Below are 14,717 nucleotides of genomic sequence, written 5' to 3'. Positions count from 1 at the left end.
ACTTTCATCATCAGGAAATGTTATGAAACCCACTACCATTTCACTGCTGCAGAAATGCAAGCAAGAGAAAAAACGCTTCGCGACAATTACCGCCTACGACTACAGCTTTGCCAAACTATTTGCTGACGAGGGCATTAACGTGATGCTGGTTGGCGACTCGCTGGGCATGACGATCCAGGGGCATGACTCCACTCTGCCTGTCACCGTTGACGATATCGCCTACCACACTCGCGCTGTGCGTCGCGGCGCCCCTAACTGTCTACTGCTTTCCGATCTCCCATTTATGACGTACGCCACGCCGGAACAGGCGTTTGAAAATGCCGCGGTGGTTATGCGTGCGGGCGCCAACATGGTCAAAATTGAAGGCGGCGCGTGGCTGGTTGATACGGTGAAAATGCTCACCGAACGCGCCGTACCGGTTTGCGGCCATCTGGGGTTAACCCCGCAGTCGGTGAACGTGTTTGGCGGCTATAAAATTCAGGGCCGCGGCGATGCCGGACAAGTGCTGCTGGATGACGCGCTGGCCTTAGAAGCCGCTGGCGCTCAGCTGTTGGTGCTGGAGTGCGTGCCGGTTGAGTTGGCTAAGCGCGTCACTGAAGCACTTTCTATTCCGGTTATCGGTATTGGCGCAGGTAACGTCACCGACGGGCAAATTCTCGTCATGCACGATGCGTTTGGCATTACCGGTGGTCATATCCCGAAATTTGCGAAGAATTTCCTCAATGAAGCAGGCGACATGCGCGCCGCAGTGCGGCAGTATATGACTGAAGTGGAGTCCGGCGTTTACCCGGGCGAAGAACACAGCTTCCATTAATTTATCTGCCAGCACGCCATTACGCCGGATGGCGACGCTACGCGCCTTATCCGGCCTACAATTTCACGCGTAGGCCTGATAAGCGAAGCGCCATCAGGCATCGTATTTAAGGAGTCTTGTTGTGTTAATTATTGAAACCCTGCCGCTGCTGCGCCAGCATATTCGTCGTCTGCGTCAGGAAGGTAAACGCATCGCACTGGTTCCCACCATGGGAAATCTGCACGACGGCCATATGAAGCTGGTCGATGAGGCAAAAGCCCGGGCTGATGTGGTAATCGCCAGCATTTTCGTCAACCCGATGCAGTTTGACCGACCGGACGATCTGGTGCGTTATCCGCGCACACTGCAGGAAGATTGTGAAAAGCTGAACAAGCGCAAAGTCGATTATGTTTTTGCACCAGCCGTTGAGGAAATCTATCCACAGGGTCTGGAAGGCCAGACTTTCGTTGAGGTTCCCGGTCTCTCCACCATGCTGGAAGGCGCAAGCCGTCCGGGCCATTTCCGCGGCGTTTCCACTATCGTCAGCAAGCTGTTCAACCTTATCCAGCCTGACCTCGCCTGCTTCGGCGAGAAAGATTTCCAACAGTTGGCGCTGATCCGCAAAATGGTGGCGGATATGGGTTATGACATTGAGATCGTTGGCGTGCCGATTATTCGCGCCAAAGACGGTCTGGCGCTTAGCTCACGTAACGGTTATCTGACCGCAGAACAGCGTAAAATTGCGCCGGGTCTGCACAAAGTGATGAATAGCATCGCAGAAAAACTGATTGCGGGTAATCGTGAGTTGCAGGAGATTATTGCTATTGCCGAGCAGGAGCTGAATGAAAAAGGCTTCCGCGCCGACGATATTCAGATTCGTGATGCCGACACGCTGCTGGAGCTGACGGAAACCAGCAAACGCGCGGTGATTCTGGCTGCCGCCTGGCTGGGTCAGGCGCGTCTGATCGATAATCAAAGCGTTACATTAGCCCAGTAGACAGGGGTTAAAAATCGGGCAATACTGCCTGAGAATTTCTCAAAGCAGGCCAGTTTCGTCTGCTTAGCCAAGGTAAACGACAGGGTATAGAAGTTATGATTCGCACCATGCTGCAAGGCAAGCTCCACCGCGTAAAAGTCACGCAGGCGGACCTGCATTACGAAGGCTCCTGCGCCATCGACCAGGATTTCCTCGATGCCTCAGGTATTCTGGAAAACGAAGCTATTGATATCTGGAACGTAACCAACGGTAAACGTTTCTCAACCTATGCAATTGCGGCTGAACGCGGCTCCAGAATCATCTCGGTGAACGGAGCAGCGGCGCATTGCGCTGATGTTGGCGATATTGTAATTATCGCCAGCTTCGTCACCATGTCTGACGAAGAAGCCCGCACCTGGCGTCCGAAAGTGGCCTATTTTGAAGGCGACAACGAGATGAAGCGCACCGCGAAAGCTATTCCGATACAGGTTGCCTGACAGTACTTACCCCTGCGGCTGATTGACTATCAGCCGCGACATCGTCTCCAGCGAATCAGTCCTTAAAATATAAAGCCTTTTCAATAAGAACCGATTATCTCCCGGCTTAACCTTCCCTCTCACCGTGGTGACCGCCATGTGGAATCCCGCGTCGCCTGCTGCTTTTACCGCCGTGGCGTTATAACCCCCAAACGGATACGAAAGATACAGAACGTGAGGATTAAACTGGGACAATGCCCGGCGCGAACGGGCGAAATCGAACAGAATATTATGATAGCTGCGACTCAGTAGGATCGGCCGGCGATTCGCATCAACCCGATGCAAAAAATGGGTATGCGACTGGTAGTCGAACACGTCCCGGATCTCGTTCAGTTCAGAGAGGCTCATAAACTGCAGTGATTTCGGATCCCACTTCTGCGGGTGGCGCTTGATGCGTGAGGAGATGATAAACGCCGTGGCCTTCATGCCGTGCTGCTTCAAAATGGGGTAAGCATAACGGCTCACTGACTTGAGACCATCATCAAAAGTCAGCACCACCGCCCGCGCCGGGAGATTCATTTTATTCTGCACGTAGCCTTCCAGTTGATACATCGTCAACGTGGTGTAGCCGCGATCTTGAAGCCAGGCCATCTGGTTGCTGAAAGCGCGAACGGAGGTTGTGGTGGAGGTATGGCGAAAGCGGGTATTCTCTTCATCGCGCAAAATATGATGGTAGGTTAACACCGGGATACCGTTGTCTTCCTGCGCATCCAGCGCGCTAACATAGGCCAGTCGGCCACCAATGCGAATCTGGTACCAAGTCTGGTTGAGTCGGTCTTTAAGCTTGCTGATAATCGGATAACGCAGATTATCCGCCAGCACGCCAAACGGGGCGCTACCGACATCCGGAGCGTTATAAACCGATGTATCTTTCCAGGTTATCAGACTTTGGTTACTGAGCGGTTTATTGAGATCGCCCAGACCATCATCGACTTTCTGCCGCCCCTGAACGGGCTCCAGGTGTCCCTTATCAATAAACCCGGTGCCAAAACCAAAGGAAAATTCGTAATAGTCTGCCGCAATAGGCTCAACAGCGAGGATCTGCCCGGCGCGAATATTCCCAACCGTCACCATCTTATTGCCAATCTGCGCCCATACGGCGGCGGCTTCGGTGGTTTGCATATAACGAGCAGGCAAAGCCGCAGCGACGCTGCCAGAAAACAGGAGCAATAAAACAAGCAGAACGCGCATAACCATATGAGATAACCGAGGCGAGTAACCTCGGCTATTGTAGCAAAAGCGCCATCAATACCAATGATTAATACTCATACAAATCATGCTTCAACACGAAGGGGGGATTTTTTTGTTGTTGATGCCAGAGGCTGGAGACTTCGGGGCCTCCAAGTGCGACGATGCAATCCCGAAACGCAGAACTGCTCAGCGATTCCCGTGACGAAATCATTCGCTCAAGCAATGGATAGCTGATACCTGAAATCACTTCACACTGGGGATGTTTATGACTCATTAACGACGCGACACGGTAAGGCGCAGCCCCAGCCATATCCGTCAGGAATACCACACCCTCACCTGAATCTGTCGCATGCAGAGCATGGCACATCATGCGGCTTAGCATATTCGAGCTGAGTCCACGCCAAAAACTTACCGCCTGACATTGGGCCAACGGGCCGTACTTTTTCTCCAGACGATGCAGCATATCCTGTGCCTTATCGTCATGACAGGTAATTACCCAACCTAACATTGCCTACCTCCTTAGCAGGCAAGTAGTTTATCAGTGTGATAAATCCATAATGGTGACAAGCATCAAAAGTCTTCCTCTCCCTGGCAAGGAGAGGAAGAAAGAATTAGCTGCGCAGGCCGCGTCCGCGCTGAATCAGGTACCAGCACAGCAAATAAAACGCAGCGATAAACACCACCAGCACACCAAACGTGGTGACCAGCGGAACATCATGAATCCCCAGAAAGCCGTAGCGGAAACCGCTAATCATGTAGACAATCGGGTTCAGATGCGACAGCCCCTGCCAGAACGGTGGCAGCAGCGTTAGCGAATAGAACACGCCACCCAGATAGGTCAGTGGTGTCAGTACGAAGGTTGGGATCAGGCTGATATCGTCAAAGGTTTTAGCAAAGACAGCGTTCAGCAAACCGGCCAGCGAGAACAGTACCGCCGTTAACATCAGCGTAAGCGCCACAAAGACCCAGGAATGCACCTGGAAAGGCACGAAGAACAGTGAAATAGCCGTTACCAGAACGCCCACGCACAAGCCACGTGCCACGCCGCCGCCAACGAAACCAGCGATGATCACGTGCGTTGGTACCGGGGCGACCAGCAGCTCTTCAATATTGCGTTGAAACTTAGCGCTGAAAAATGACGATGCCACGTTCGCGTACGAGTTGGTGATCACCGCCATCATAATCAGCCCTGGCACGATAAACTGCATATAGCTAAAACCATGCATTTCGCCGATACGCGAGCCGATTAGGTTACCAAAGATAATAAAATAGAGCGTCATGGTGATGACGGGGGGAACCAGAGTCTGAACCCAGATACGCATAAAGCGGTGGATCTCTTTCGCCCAGATGCTTTTCAGCGCCACCCAATAAAGCTGCATCATGCGCGATCTCCTTGTTTTTCATGAACCAGAGAAACAAACAGTTCTTCCAGTCGGTTCGCTTTGTTACGCATACTCAATACCTGAATGCCCTGCGCGCTCAGCTGAGAGAAGACGCTGTTAACCCCCTGTTCACGCAGCACCTCCACTTCCAGCGTGGAAGTGTCGACCAGCCGGTACTGATAACCGTCCAGTTTCGGCAGCGGGCTTTTCGGCGCCAGATCGAGGATAAAGGTCTCGGATTTCAGCTTGGAGAGCAGCCCCTTCATCGAGGTGTTTTCCACCAACTCGCCGTGCTGAATAATGCCGATATTGCGACACAGCATTTCTGCTTCTTCGAGGTAGTGAGTGGTCAGAATAATGGTGGTGCCTTTGTCGTTTAAATCCTTTAAAAAGCCCCACATTGAACGACGCAGTTCAATGTCGACACCCGCCGTTGGTTCATCCAGGATGAGTAATTTTGGTTCGTGCATCAGAGCACGAGCAATCATCAGACGGCGTTTCATTCCGCCGGAAAGCATGCGCGCACGCTCGTTACGTTTTTCCCATAAATCGAGCTGCTTTAAATATAATTCGCTGCGTTTGACCGCCTCTTTATGCTCAACGCCGTAGTAACCCGCCTGGTTGACCACGATCTGCTGCACGGTTTCAAACGGGTTAAAGTTAAACTCCTGCGGTACCAGACCAAGCTGGCGTTTCGCGTTAACCGTATCTTTTTCGAGATCGTATCCGAAGACGCTCACCCGCCCGGAGGTTTTGTTCACTAGCGAGCTGATTATTCCAATGGTGGTGGATTTTCCTGCGCCATTCGGTCCCAAAAGCGCATAAAAATCACCCGCTTCGACTTGCAAATCTATCCCGCGTAACGCTTGAACGCCACCGGGATAGGTTTTTTTAAGTTGTTGAAGTTCCAGAGCAATGGTCATGGTTTTTTACTTACCTTACGTTCTGACATTTTATATATAGTTTAATTAATGCTGGAGTTACCCTATATTAGCCCATCGAATTTATCTGGCTTCGGGTCGTACAACTCCATGAAAGACATAGATACACTCATCAGCAACAATGCACTATGGTCAAAGATGCTGGTAGAAGAGGATCCCGGATTTTTTGAAACGCTGACGCATGCACAGAATCCGCGTTTTCTATGGATTGGATGTTCCGATAGCCGCGTTCCCGCTGAACGATTAACCGGTCTTGAACCGGGCGAATTATTTGTTCACCGCAATGTTGCCAATCTGGTTATTCACACTGACCTGAACTGTCTCTCAGTCGTTCAGTATGCGGTGGATGTGCTGGAAGTGGAACATATTATTATATGCGGCCACTACGGATGCGGCGGCGTCCAGGCGGCGATTGAAAATAAAGAACAAGGGCTGATTGATAACTGGTTACTGCACATCCGCGATATCTGGTTCAAACACAGCTCACTGCTGGGCGAAATGCCGCAGGAACGTCGCATGGACACCCTATGCGAACTGAATGTCATGGAGCAGGTCTACAACCTCGGCCACTCAACCATTATGCGTTCAGCCTGGAAGCGCGGTCAGAAAGTTACCATTCACGGCTGGGCTTACGGTATTCATGACGGTCTATTGCGCGATCTCGACGTCACCGCCACCAGCCGCGAAACGCTGGAGCAGCGCTATCGCCAGGGGTTGTCTAACCTGAGTCAGAAACACAGCAACCATAAATAATGTGACATTGCCGGGAGGCGGAGACGCCTTACCCGGCCTACAAACCTACGCCGTAGGTCTGATAAGCGAAGCGCCATCAGGCGCTCCCGCCAATTACTCGTCCAGCAGCACCACTTTGCCAACATACGGCAGATGGCGATAACGCTGGGCATAGTCAATGCCGTAACCGACCACAAACTCATCTGGAATAGAGAATCCGATAAACTCGACCGGAACATTCACTTCACGACGAGAAGGTTTGTCCAGCAGCGTGCAGATAGCCAGTGATTTCGGCTCGCGCAGGCTCAGAATTTCACGCACTTTGGACAGCGTATTGCCGGAGTCGATGATGTCTTCGACAATCAGCACGTCTTTGCCACGAATGTCTTCATCCAGGTCTTTCAGGATCTTAACATCACGCGTAGTAGACATTCCGCTGCCATAGCTGGATGCCGTCATGAAATCGACTTCGTGGGAGACATGCACTTCACGGCACAGATCCGCCATAAACATAAATGAGCCACGTAACAGACCAACCAGCACCATATCGCTGCCGCTGTCTTTGTAACGTTCGTTAATCTGGCGCCCCAGTTCAGCAATACGCGCTTTGATCTCCGCTTCCGGGATCATCACTTCAACAGTATGTTTCATAAACCCTATAACTCACTGATTTTTATCAGTTGACACATCATGCAGATCGAAAGAAAGCGCTTACGTTGATACACCGACTGACAGACGGCGACCCGCTCTAACCACAAAACTTGCGACAGCATACAAACAATTCAGTTGATGAAGTATACCAGTAAAGAGAGCGGGTTCCTCTGATAGTTCACAGGAGAACCCGTTTGCGTCGTTTTTTGTATGCTTATTAATCAAAACCAGGTTCGCACGACAGCATGCGGCTAAAACGTTTCCCAATGCGGGTCTTGTGTCGTACTCCCTGCAGAGGTTGCTTGCGGAGCATCCTTAGGCGGTTTCCGATGCTCACTGTTGGAGGTATCGCGAGTGATGCGAAATGCTGCCACGGCCAGGCGTAACTGTTCAGCTTGTTGTTCCAACGAAGCGGCGGCGGCGGCAGACTCTTCTACCAGCGCGGCGTTTTGTTGTGTGACACTGTCCATCTGCGAGACCGCGAGACTCACCTGCTCAATCCCCCGACTCTGTTCCTCTGAGGCTGAGGCGATTTCCCCCATGATGTCCGTCACGCGGGTGACCGCAGCGACAATCTCTTTCATCGTTTTACCCGCGTCCGACACCTGCTGAGATCCCATCCCCACGCTGTGAGTTGAGTTATCAATCAACGCTTTGATCTCTTTGGCTGCCTGAGCGCTACGGCTTGCCAGGGTACGGACTTCACCCGCTACAACAGCAAATCCTCGTCCCTGCTCTCCTGCTCTGGCTGCCTCAACCGCCGCGTTGAGCGCCAGAATATTGGTCTGGAAAGCAATACTGTCGATGACGCTGGTGATCTGCGCAATTTGCTGTGAACTACCGGCAATTTCACTCATCGTGTGCACGACAGTATCAACAACCCGTCCACCACGCGCGGCAGTATCAGACGCATTCTTAGCCAGTTGAGTCGCCTGTTTCGCATTGTCCGTATTTTGCTTCACGGTTGCAGTAAGCTGTTCCATGCTGGCGGCAGTCTCTTCAAGTGAAGCAGCCTGCTGTTCGGTACGCGAAGACAGATCGTTGTTACCTGACGAGATTTCCGCTGCACCGCTATGAATCGTTTCTGAGCTGTTACGCACCGACGTGACTGTCGAAATCAGCGACTGTCGCATTTCATCTAACCCCGTCGCCAAACGCCCCATTTCATTACGTCCCTGGACGTCGAGTTGATGGGTCAAATCACCACGGGTAATAATGCGAATATGCTCCATAATCTGCGCCAGGGGTTTAAGCAGCATATGCTGCAACCCACTCCAGATCATGCCCAGAACGATGAGCACAGCGATGACAATTGCCCCTAATGTCCATTGCATGCGGGTAAAGCTGTGCTGATTCTCCGCCGCCGCGTGCTGAAGCAACGCGTTATTTTCGTTACGCCACTGGTCATAGCTGGCTTCCATTTCATCTTGCGCCTTCTGAGCATCAAGATCGCCATAGGCCTGATAGTTATTCGCGCGCAGATACTCTATCGATAACGCCATCACGTCGTGCATCTGTCGATACTGTTTTTCCATTTCAGATGCAATTTGCGGATTCTGCCCCGACACCTGCGGCAATGACTGATAATGCGCGAAGTATCCCTCAGCCTTCTTCATCGACTCACTCGCCGTTTTTAGCAAAGTATCAATTGCCGCCAGTGAGGCCGGATCGCGTTGGTTCTTTAAGAAACGAATTGCTACGCGGGTTACCGTTACCCGGGTTTTAATCAGCGTATTGACGCTATCACTCAGATTTTCCTGTTGGGCATTCAGGGTGCCTGAGTTCTGGAAATTATGGCGATCATTGTTTACTGCAGAATAAAAAAAACTTCCTGTCACGGCCTGTAGCAAACAGAAAATGGCGAGAACCAGAAGAATGCCGGTAATAACGCGCACATTTTTAATCATAGTATTTCATCCATTGAACTCACATTGGGTACCCAATGATTATCGGCTCTAAAGGCGATTACTTTATGTGCAATAGCAGAATTAGCAGGAGGAGGGAGTCGTGCGATGAAACGCTGTAAAGAGACTGTGTCTCATCCGGCTTACGAGAGATTTCTGTAGGCCGGATAAGCACAGCGCGATTTTTTTAGACGGTGAAGCCGAGCATCATCCCGGTATCTTCATGCTCTAACAGATGGCAGTGCGCCATATAGGCATGCTCTTTTGGCGCGTCATGGTCAAACTTAACCAATACCTCGCTCACGCCGCCTTCTACCCGCACCGTGTCCTTCCATCCCGCACGGTGTGCGGCAGGCGCTTTGCCATTCTCAGACAGAATGCGGAACTGCGTGCCGTGAATGTGGAACGGATGCAGCATCATGTCGCCCTGACCAGAAATCACCCAGCGTTCATGCTGCCCTTTTGCCGCGGCAAACATCGGTTTATTCATATCAAACGCCTGACCATTAATCCGGTTGGCATTATGGAAATCAAACGATCCGCCATGCTTCATGTTGCCCATGTTGCCATGCTGCATATTCCCCATCTCACCGTGGTTCATATTGCCATGATTCATATTGCCGTGGTCCATATTGTCATTATTCATATGGCCCATCATCTTTCCATGATCCATACCCGCCATGGCCTGACCGCCGAATTTCTTCATCAGCATTTGCATGCCCATCATATCGAGCATCGGATCCATCGACAGCTGCAGCTTGCGCACCGTCAGACCTTCCAGTGACGGCAGCGATGGCATGGATGTCAGCGTATCCGGCAGCGTGCCGGAAGCGGTAATCAGCAGCGGCTGAACGCGCATCACCGGGTGCGGCTTATCAAATGGCGCAATTGCCATCCCCATCTGGCTGACCGGCAGAGTGACCAGATCAAAAGCTTTGCCGTCACTGACATCCACCAGCACTTCAAAGCGCTCGCCCATCAGCATAGGAAGCTCGGTCACTTTTACCGGTTCCGCCAACAGTCCACCGTCGCTGGCAATGACGTACAAAGGACGATTGTCGCTGGCCGCAATGTTCAGCGAGCGCGCGTTACAACCATTCAACAGACGCAGGCGCAGCCAGCCGCGCGGTGCGGCATGCTGAGGATAAATCGCCCCATTGGTCAGCAGCGTATCGCCAAACCAGCCGACTGCGGCGGTCATGATGTCCAGTTGATAATCAACCTGCCCATCAGCAGAGAACTGTTTGTCCTGAATAATTACCGGCACATCATCAATTCCCCACTGCTTAGGCAGCATCAGCTTGCGAATCTCTTCGTCTTCAATCAGCACCAGTCCGGCCAGCCCCATCGCTACCTGATGACCGGTCTTTCCATGCTGATGAGGGTGGAACCAGCAGGTTGCCGCGCGCTGATCCGGCGTGAAGGTCACTGAACGTTTCCCGCCCGCCGGGATTATGCCTTGCGGCCCACCGTCGACTTCACCAGGGATTTCCAGCCCGTGCCAGTGCAACGTCGTCTCTTCGGCAAGCTGGTTATGGATATCCACGTTCACCGATTGCCCTTTGTTCAGCTTGACCGCCGGTCCGAGCAGATTGCCGTTATATCCCCAGGTCGTGGCCGTCTTACCGGCAAAGTTTGACTGCCCGGCTTGCACGATCAGTTGGATGCGATTCGAAGCATCGGCGGTTAACAGATCAGGAATGGGTAAGGCGGGACGGTCGGCGGCAAATACGCTCCGGCTCCACAGAGGTAACGCTGACACAACACCCAGCGCCACGGAGTACTTTAAAAAGTCACGACGTTGCATTCTCACTTCCTTATATTCAGCAGCTTAAGCAGGCTATCTTTTAAGCATAAGCCTTCCCCTTACGGGAAGGTCAAGTGAACGGCTAATAATAAAGGTCGTCGCTTCGCTCGCAGTATGCTAACGTTTAAATTCCGTGATGCAGTGGTAGAAGCAATGAAGACGTTTTTCAGAACAGTTTTGTTCGGTAGCCTGATGGCCGTATGCGCAAACAGCTACGCGCTCAGCGAGTCCGAAGCCGAAGATATGGCCGATTTAACGGCAGTTTTTGTTTTTCTGAAAAATGACTGTGGATACCAGAATTTGCCTAATGGGCAGATCCGTCGCGCACTGGTCTTTTTTGCCCAGCAAAACCAGTGGGACCTGAGTAATTACGACACCTTCAATATGAAAGCGCTGGGTGAAGACAGCTACCGCGATCTCAGCGGTATCGGCATCCCTACGGCAAAGAAATGCAAAGCACTGGCGCGTGATTCTTTAAGCCTGCTGGCGTACGTGAAGTAACAGACATAGCGGAGCCCGCTGGCTCCGCATGAATTAACGCTGTTGCACAAATTCGCGGTATGCCGCCACAACCTGAAGAAAGTCCTCTACACCACAAAGTGAAAAACTTTCTTCGTCGTAATAGCTCATCCCCTCTTCCATCTCATCTCCAGAGAACTCCAACTGATTAGCGCGAACCATCACTTCTTCGCCATCCAGCCAGAGCGTGTATTCATGCCCTGCTCGCTGCCAGGAGCGCTCACTGCCCTTAACCGCACGCGCCGCCTGCTCCACTTCATCAAGTAAGGCCAGGTTTTCTTTCACTTCTTCATTAAACCAGTGCCCCACCACCTCGTGGCCCATGGACATACGCACTTTTACCACCCCGGTAATATCGCGCAGAAATTCGTAATCCATAATGTCTTCCTCTACTCCCGGCAATGCGCCAATACCGCATCGCGCCTTGCTGTAATTATCGCAGCAGCGCGGCAGAAAAAAAGCGTAGTGGGTATAAGGAATAGAAATAAAAATGCCCGGAGAAGCAGACTTCTTCGGGCATTGATGTGTTTTTACACAAAACGCGTTAGCGCATTACACCGCGGTCTGGAAAATCACACCATCGGCTTTCTCCGTATACTGAGACAGCTGGTCGAAGTTCAGATAACGGTAAGTATCCACGGCAGTTTTATCCACCTGCGCCACATAGGTCTGGTACTCTTCCGCCGTCGGCAGTTTGCCAATCAGCGCCGCAACCGCCGCCAGCTCCGCAGAAGCCAGGTAGACGTTTGCCCCGGTACCTAAACGGTTCGGGAAGTTACGAGTAGAGGTCGAGACCACCGTTGCGCCGTCGGCGACACGCGCCTGGTTACCCATGCACAGAGAGCAGCCTGGGATTTCGATACGCGCACCGCTCTTACCGAACACGCTGTAATAACCTTCTTCGGTCAGCTGTGCCGCATCCATACGGGTTGGCGGAGCCACCCACAGACGTGTCGGCAGTTGGCCTTTGTGCGCATCCAGCAGCTTACCTGCGGCACGGAAGTGGCCGATGTTAGTCATGCAGGAGCCGATGAACACTTCGTCGATCTTCTCACCCTGTACGTCAGACAGCAGACGCGCGTCGTCCGGATCGTTCGGTGCACACAAGATTGGTTCTTTGATGTCAGCCAGGTCAATGTCGATCACCGCCGCGTATTCTGCGTCAGCGTCGGCTTCCAGCAACTGCGGATCCGCCAGCCATTTTTCCATGCCCTGCACACGACGTTCCAGCGTACGACGGTCGCCGTAGCCTTCCGCGATCATCCACTTCAGCAGAACGATGTTAGAGTTCAGATACTCAATGATCGGCTCTTTGTTCAGCTTGATGGTACAGCCCGCAGCAGAACGCTCTGCGGAAGCATCGGTCAGTTCGAACGCCTGCTCCACTTTGAGATCCGGCAGACCTTCGATTTCAAGGATGCGGCCAGAGAAGATGTTCTTCTTACCTTTCTTCTCAACGGTCAGTAGACCCTGTTTGATCGCGTACAGCGGAATGGCGTGAACCAGGTCACGCAGAGTGATACCCGGCTGCATTTTACCTTTGAAGCGCACCAGTACCGATTCCGGCATATCCAGCGGCATCACGCCGGTCGCTGCAGCAAACGCCACCAAACCAGAACCTGCCGGGAAGGAGATCCCGATAGGGAAACGGGTATGGGAGTCACCACCGGTACCTACGGTATCCGGCAGCAGCATACGGTTCAGCCAGGAGTGGATAACACCATCGCCCGGACGCAGGGAAACACCACCACGGTTCATGATGAAGTCTGGCAGCGTGTGGTGCGTGGTCACGTCAACCGGCTTCGGATAGGCAGCGGTGTGACAGAAGGACTGCATCACCAGGTCAGCTGAGAAGCCCAGGCACGCCAGGTCTTTCAGTTCGTCACGGGTCATTGGACCGGTGGTATCCTGAGATCCCACGGAGGTCATCTTCGGTTCGCAGTACGCGCCCGGACGGATACCTTTCACGCCGCAGGCGCGGCCAACCATTTTCTGTGCCAGGGAGAAGCCACGGCTGCTTTCCGCCACGTCTTTCGCCTGACGGAAGACGTCTGAGTGCGGCAGACCCAGCGCTTCGCGCGCTTTGGTGGTCAGGCCACGACCGATGATCAACGGAATACGACCACCGGCACGTACTTCGTCGATCAGGACATCGGTTTTCAGCTCAAAGCTGGCCAGCAGTTCGCCTGTTTCGTGGTTGCGTACTTCGCCTTTGAACGGGTAAACGTCAATCACGTCGCCCATGTTCATGTTCGACACGTCCACTTCAATCGGCAGTGCGCCCGCATCTTCCATGGTGTTGAAGAAGATAGGTGCAATTTTGCCGCCGAGGCACAGGCCGCCGCCGCGCTTGTTCGGCACATGAGGAATGTCGTCACCCATGAACCACAGCACGGAGTTGGTCGCGGATTTACGCGAAGAACCGGTACCGACAACATCACCCACATAAGCCAGCGGGTAACCTTTTTTCTGCAATTCTTCGATCTGTTTGATCGGGCCAACTACGCCCGGCTGATCCGGTTCGATACCTTCACGGGCGTTTTTCAGCATCGCCAGCGCGTGCAGCGGGATATCTGGGCGGGACCATGCGTCCGGTGCCGGAGAAAGGTCATCGGTGTTGGTTTCACCAGTCACTTTAAAGACGGTAACGGTGATTTTTTCAGCCAGAGCCGGACGGTTCAGGAACCATTCGGCATCGGCCCAGGATTGCATTACCTGCTTCGCATATTCGTTGCCCGCTTTGGCTTTTTCTTCCACATCGTAGAAGTTATCGAACATCAGCAGCGTTGAAGAGAGCGCTTTGGCGGCAATCGGTGCCAGTTTGGCGTCATCCAGCGCGTCGATCAGCGGATGAATGTTGTAACCACCCTGCATGGTGCCCAGCAGTTCAATGGCTTTTTCTGGGGTAACCAGCGGGGAGGTGGTGTCGCCTTTCGCGACGGCAGCGAGAAAACCGGCTTTAACATAAGCGGCTTCATCTACGCCAGGAGGAACACGGTTGATCAACAGGTCTAACAGGAATTCTTCTTCGCCCACAGGCGGGGTCTTCAGCAGCTCGACAAGTGCGGCCATTTGGGTTGCGTCTAAAGGTTTTGGCACAATCCCCTGGGCAGCACGCTCAGCTACGTGCTTACGGTATTCTTCTAGCACGACGATATCTCCTCGCTCTCATTGTCATAATGCGGCGCTTTTGTAGATGGGCGATTCTCTTCACGCTCCTGTGAGACAGTAGTTAGTAGGGTAAATGCCCGGTACCGCATAAGGCACAATAACAGGATTTTCATT

The 14,717-nt window shown here is 52.7% G+C and carries 14 protein-coding genes; 5 read left to right on the top strand and 9 right to left on the bottom strand.

What is annotated here, in order from left to right; all coding sequences use genetic code 11:
• The first annotated feature begins 22 nt into the window (after positions 1-22).
• From panB to panD, 3 genes are all read left to right on the top strand, one after another.
• Positions 23-814, top strand: coding sequence for a 3-methyl-2-oxobutanoate hydroxymethyltransferase (panB, locus tag OGV57_RS13555; protein WP_003018636.1), 792 nt, complete (start codon positions 23-25; stop codon positions 812-814).
• 121 nt (positions 815-935) lie between these two features.
• Positions 936-1,790 (top strand): pantoate--beta-alanine ligase, encoded by an 855-nt coding sequence (panC, locus tag OGV57_RS13550; RefSeq protein ID WP_003018638.1) that lies wholly within the window; start codon positions 936-938, stop codon positions 1,788-1,790.
• Between the two features lie 95 nt (positions 1,791-1,885).
• Positions 1,886-2,266 (top strand): aspartate 1-decarboxylase, encoded by a 381-nt coding sequence (gene panD / locus OGV57_RS13545; RefSeq protein ID WP_048233894.1) that lies wholly within the window; start codon positions 1,886-1,888, stop codon positions 2,264-2,266.
• Positions 2,267-2,272: 6 nt separating this feature from the next.
• Here the strand turns inward: panD and OGV57_RS13540 are convergent, their stop codons facing one another.
• The 4 genes from OGV57_RS13540 to OGV57_RS13525 form a co-directional block, all read right to left on the bottom strand.
• Complete coding sequence (locus OGV57_RS13540; RefSeq protein WP_054528060.1) at positions 2,273-3,502, bottom strand: polysaccharide deacetylase family protein; 1,230 nt, start codon at positions 3,500-3,502, stop codon at positions 2,273-2,275.
• Positions 3,503-3,563: 61 nt separating this feature from the next.
• A complete protein-coding gene (locus OGV57_RS13535) occupies positions 3,564-4,004 on the bottom strand; it encodes a PTS sugar transporter subunit IIA (protein WP_003837482.1) in 441 nt (146 codons plus the stop codon).
• Between the two features lie 103 nt (positions 4,005-4,107).
• On the bottom strand, positions 4,108-4,878 hold the full coding sequence (locus OGV57_RS13530; protein ID WP_044698968.1) for an ABC transporter permease: 771 nt from the start codon (positions 4,876-4,878) through the stop codon (positions 4,108-4,110).
• Positions 4,875-5,801: an ABC transporter ATP-binding protein gene (locus OGV57_RS13525; RefSeq protein ID WP_003837480.1), complete on the bottom strand. Its 927-nt coding sequence runs from the start codon at positions 5,799-5,801 to the stop codon at positions 4,875-4,877. The genes OGV57_RS13530 and OGV57_RS13525 overlap by 4 nt, the downstream gene beginning before the upstream one ends.
• Positions 5,802-5,909: 108 nt before the next feature.
• On the opposite strand from OGV57_RS13525, the gene can reads away from it, so the two are divergent.
• Positions 5,910-6,572: a carbonate dehydratase gene (gene can, locus OGV57_RS13520; RefSeq protein ID WP_003018654.1), complete on the top strand. Its 663-nt coding sequence runs from the start codon at positions 5,910-5,912 to the stop codon at positions 6,570-6,572.
• Positions 6,573-6,665: 93 nt separating this feature from the next.
• On the opposite strand, the gene hpt is transcribed toward can, so the two are convergent.
• The 3 genes from hpt to cueO form a co-directional block, all read right to left on the bottom strand.
• Complete coding sequence (gene hpt, locus OGV57_RS13515) at positions 6,666-7,202, bottom strand: hypoxanthine phosphoribosyltransferase (RefSeq protein WP_003018658.1); 537 nt, start codon at positions 7,200-7,202, stop codon at positions 6,666-6,668.
• Positions 7,203-7,453: 251 nt separating this feature from the next.
• Positions 7,454-9,109 (bottom strand): methyl-accepting chemotaxis citrate transducer, encoded by a 1,656-nt coding sequence (gene tcp / locus OGV57_RS13510; protein ID WP_054528059.1) that lies wholly within the window; start codon positions 9,107-9,109, stop codon positions 7,454-7,456.
• Between the two features lie 184 nt (positions 9,110-9,293).
• Positions 9,294-10,913, bottom strand: a complete 1,620-nt coding sequence (gene cueO / locus OGV57_RS13505) for a multicopper oxidase CueO (protein WP_044712916.1) — start codon at positions 10,911-10,913, stop codon at positions 9,294-9,296.
• Between the two features lie 153 nt (positions 10,914-11,066).
• Here cueO and OGV57_RS13500 point away from each other — a divergent pair, with 153 nt between their 5' ends.
• Complete coding sequence (locus OGV57_RS13500) at positions 11,067-11,414, top strand: YacC family pilotin-like protein (RefSeq protein WP_003018667.1); 348 nt, start codon at positions 11,067-11,069, stop codon at positions 11,412-11,414.
• Positions 11,415-11,447: 33 nt separating this feature from the next.
• Here OGV57_RS13500 and yacL read toward each other — a convergent pair whose 3' ends face one another.
• Both yacL and acnB read right to left on the bottom strand, forming a co-directional pair.
• Entirely contained in the window at positions 11,448-11,810 is a 363-nt protein-coding gene (gene yacL / locus OGV57_RS13495) for a protein YacL (protein ID WP_003018670.1), read from the bottom strand.
• Positions 11,811-11,984: 174 nt separating this feature from the next.
• A complete protein-coding gene (gene acnB / locus OGV57_RS13490) occupies positions 11,985-14,582 on the bottom strand; it encodes a bifunctional aconitate hydratase 2/2-methylisocitrate dehydratase (RefSeq protein ID WP_003837471.1) in 2,598 nt (865 codons plus the stop codon).
• Positions 14,583-14,717 lie beyond the last annotated feature (135 nt).

Origin of the sequence: Citrobacter sp. Cf087 (assembly GCF_030334285.1) — a bacterium.
GTDB classification, from domain to species: Bacteria; Pseudomonadota; Gammaproteobacteria; order Enterobacterales; family Enterobacteriaceae; genus Citrobacter; species Citrobacter freundii.
This window is presented reverse-complemented; position numbering and strand designations above follow the sequence as displayed.

What these genes read in the sequence shown, in the direction of transcription:
- panB (WP_003018636.1), top strand. Translation starts at nt 23, where the DNA reads ATGAAACCCACTACCATTTCACTGCTGCAGAAATGCAAGCAAGAGAAA.
- panD (WP_048233894.1), top strand. Translation starts at nt 1,886, where the DNA reads ATGATTCGCACCATGCTGCAAGGCAAGCTCCACCGCGTAAAAGTCACG.
- OGV57_RS13540 (WP_054528060.1), bottom strand. Translation starts at nt 3,502, where the DNA reads ATGGTTATGCGCGTTCTGCTTGTTTTATTGCTCCTGTTTTCTGGCAGC.
- OGV57_RS13535 (WP_003837482.1), bottom strand. Translation starts at nt 4,004, where the DNA reads ATGTTAGGTTGGGTAATTACCTGTCATGACGATAAGGCACAGGATATG.
- OGV57_RS13530 (WP_044698968.1), bottom strand. Translation starts at nt 4,878, where the DNA reads ATGATGCAGCTTTATTGGGTGGCGCTGAAAAGCATCTGGGCGAAAGAG.
- OGV57_RS13525 (WP_003837480.1), bottom strand. Translation starts at nt 5,801, where the DNA reads ATGACCATTGCTCTGGAACTTCAACAACTTAAAAAAACCTATCCCGGT.
- can (WP_003018654.1), top strand. Translation starts at nt 5,910, where the DNA reads ATGAAAGACATAGATACACTCATCAGCAACAATGCACTATGGTCAAAG.
- hpt (WP_003018658.1), bottom strand. Translation starts at nt 7,202, where the DNA reads ATGAAACATACTGTTGAAGTGATGATCCCGGAAGCGGAGATCAAAGCG.
- tcp (WP_054528059.1), bottom strand. Translation starts at nt 9,109, where the DNA reads ATGATTAAAAATGTGCGCGTTATTACCGGCATTCTTCTGGTTCTCGCC.
- cueO (WP_044712916.1), bottom strand. Translation starts at nt 10,913, where the DNA reads ATGCAACGTCGTGACTTTTTAAAGTACTCCGTGGCGCTGGGTGTTGTG.
- OGV57_RS13500 (WP_003018667.1), top strand. Translation starts at nt 11,067, where the DNA reads ATGAAGACGTTTTTCAGAACAGTTTTGTTCGGTAGCCTGATGGCCGTA.
- yacL (WP_003018670.1), bottom strand. Translation starts at nt 11,810, where the DNA reads ATGGATTACGAATTTCTGCGCGATATTACCGGGGTGGTAAAAGTGCGT.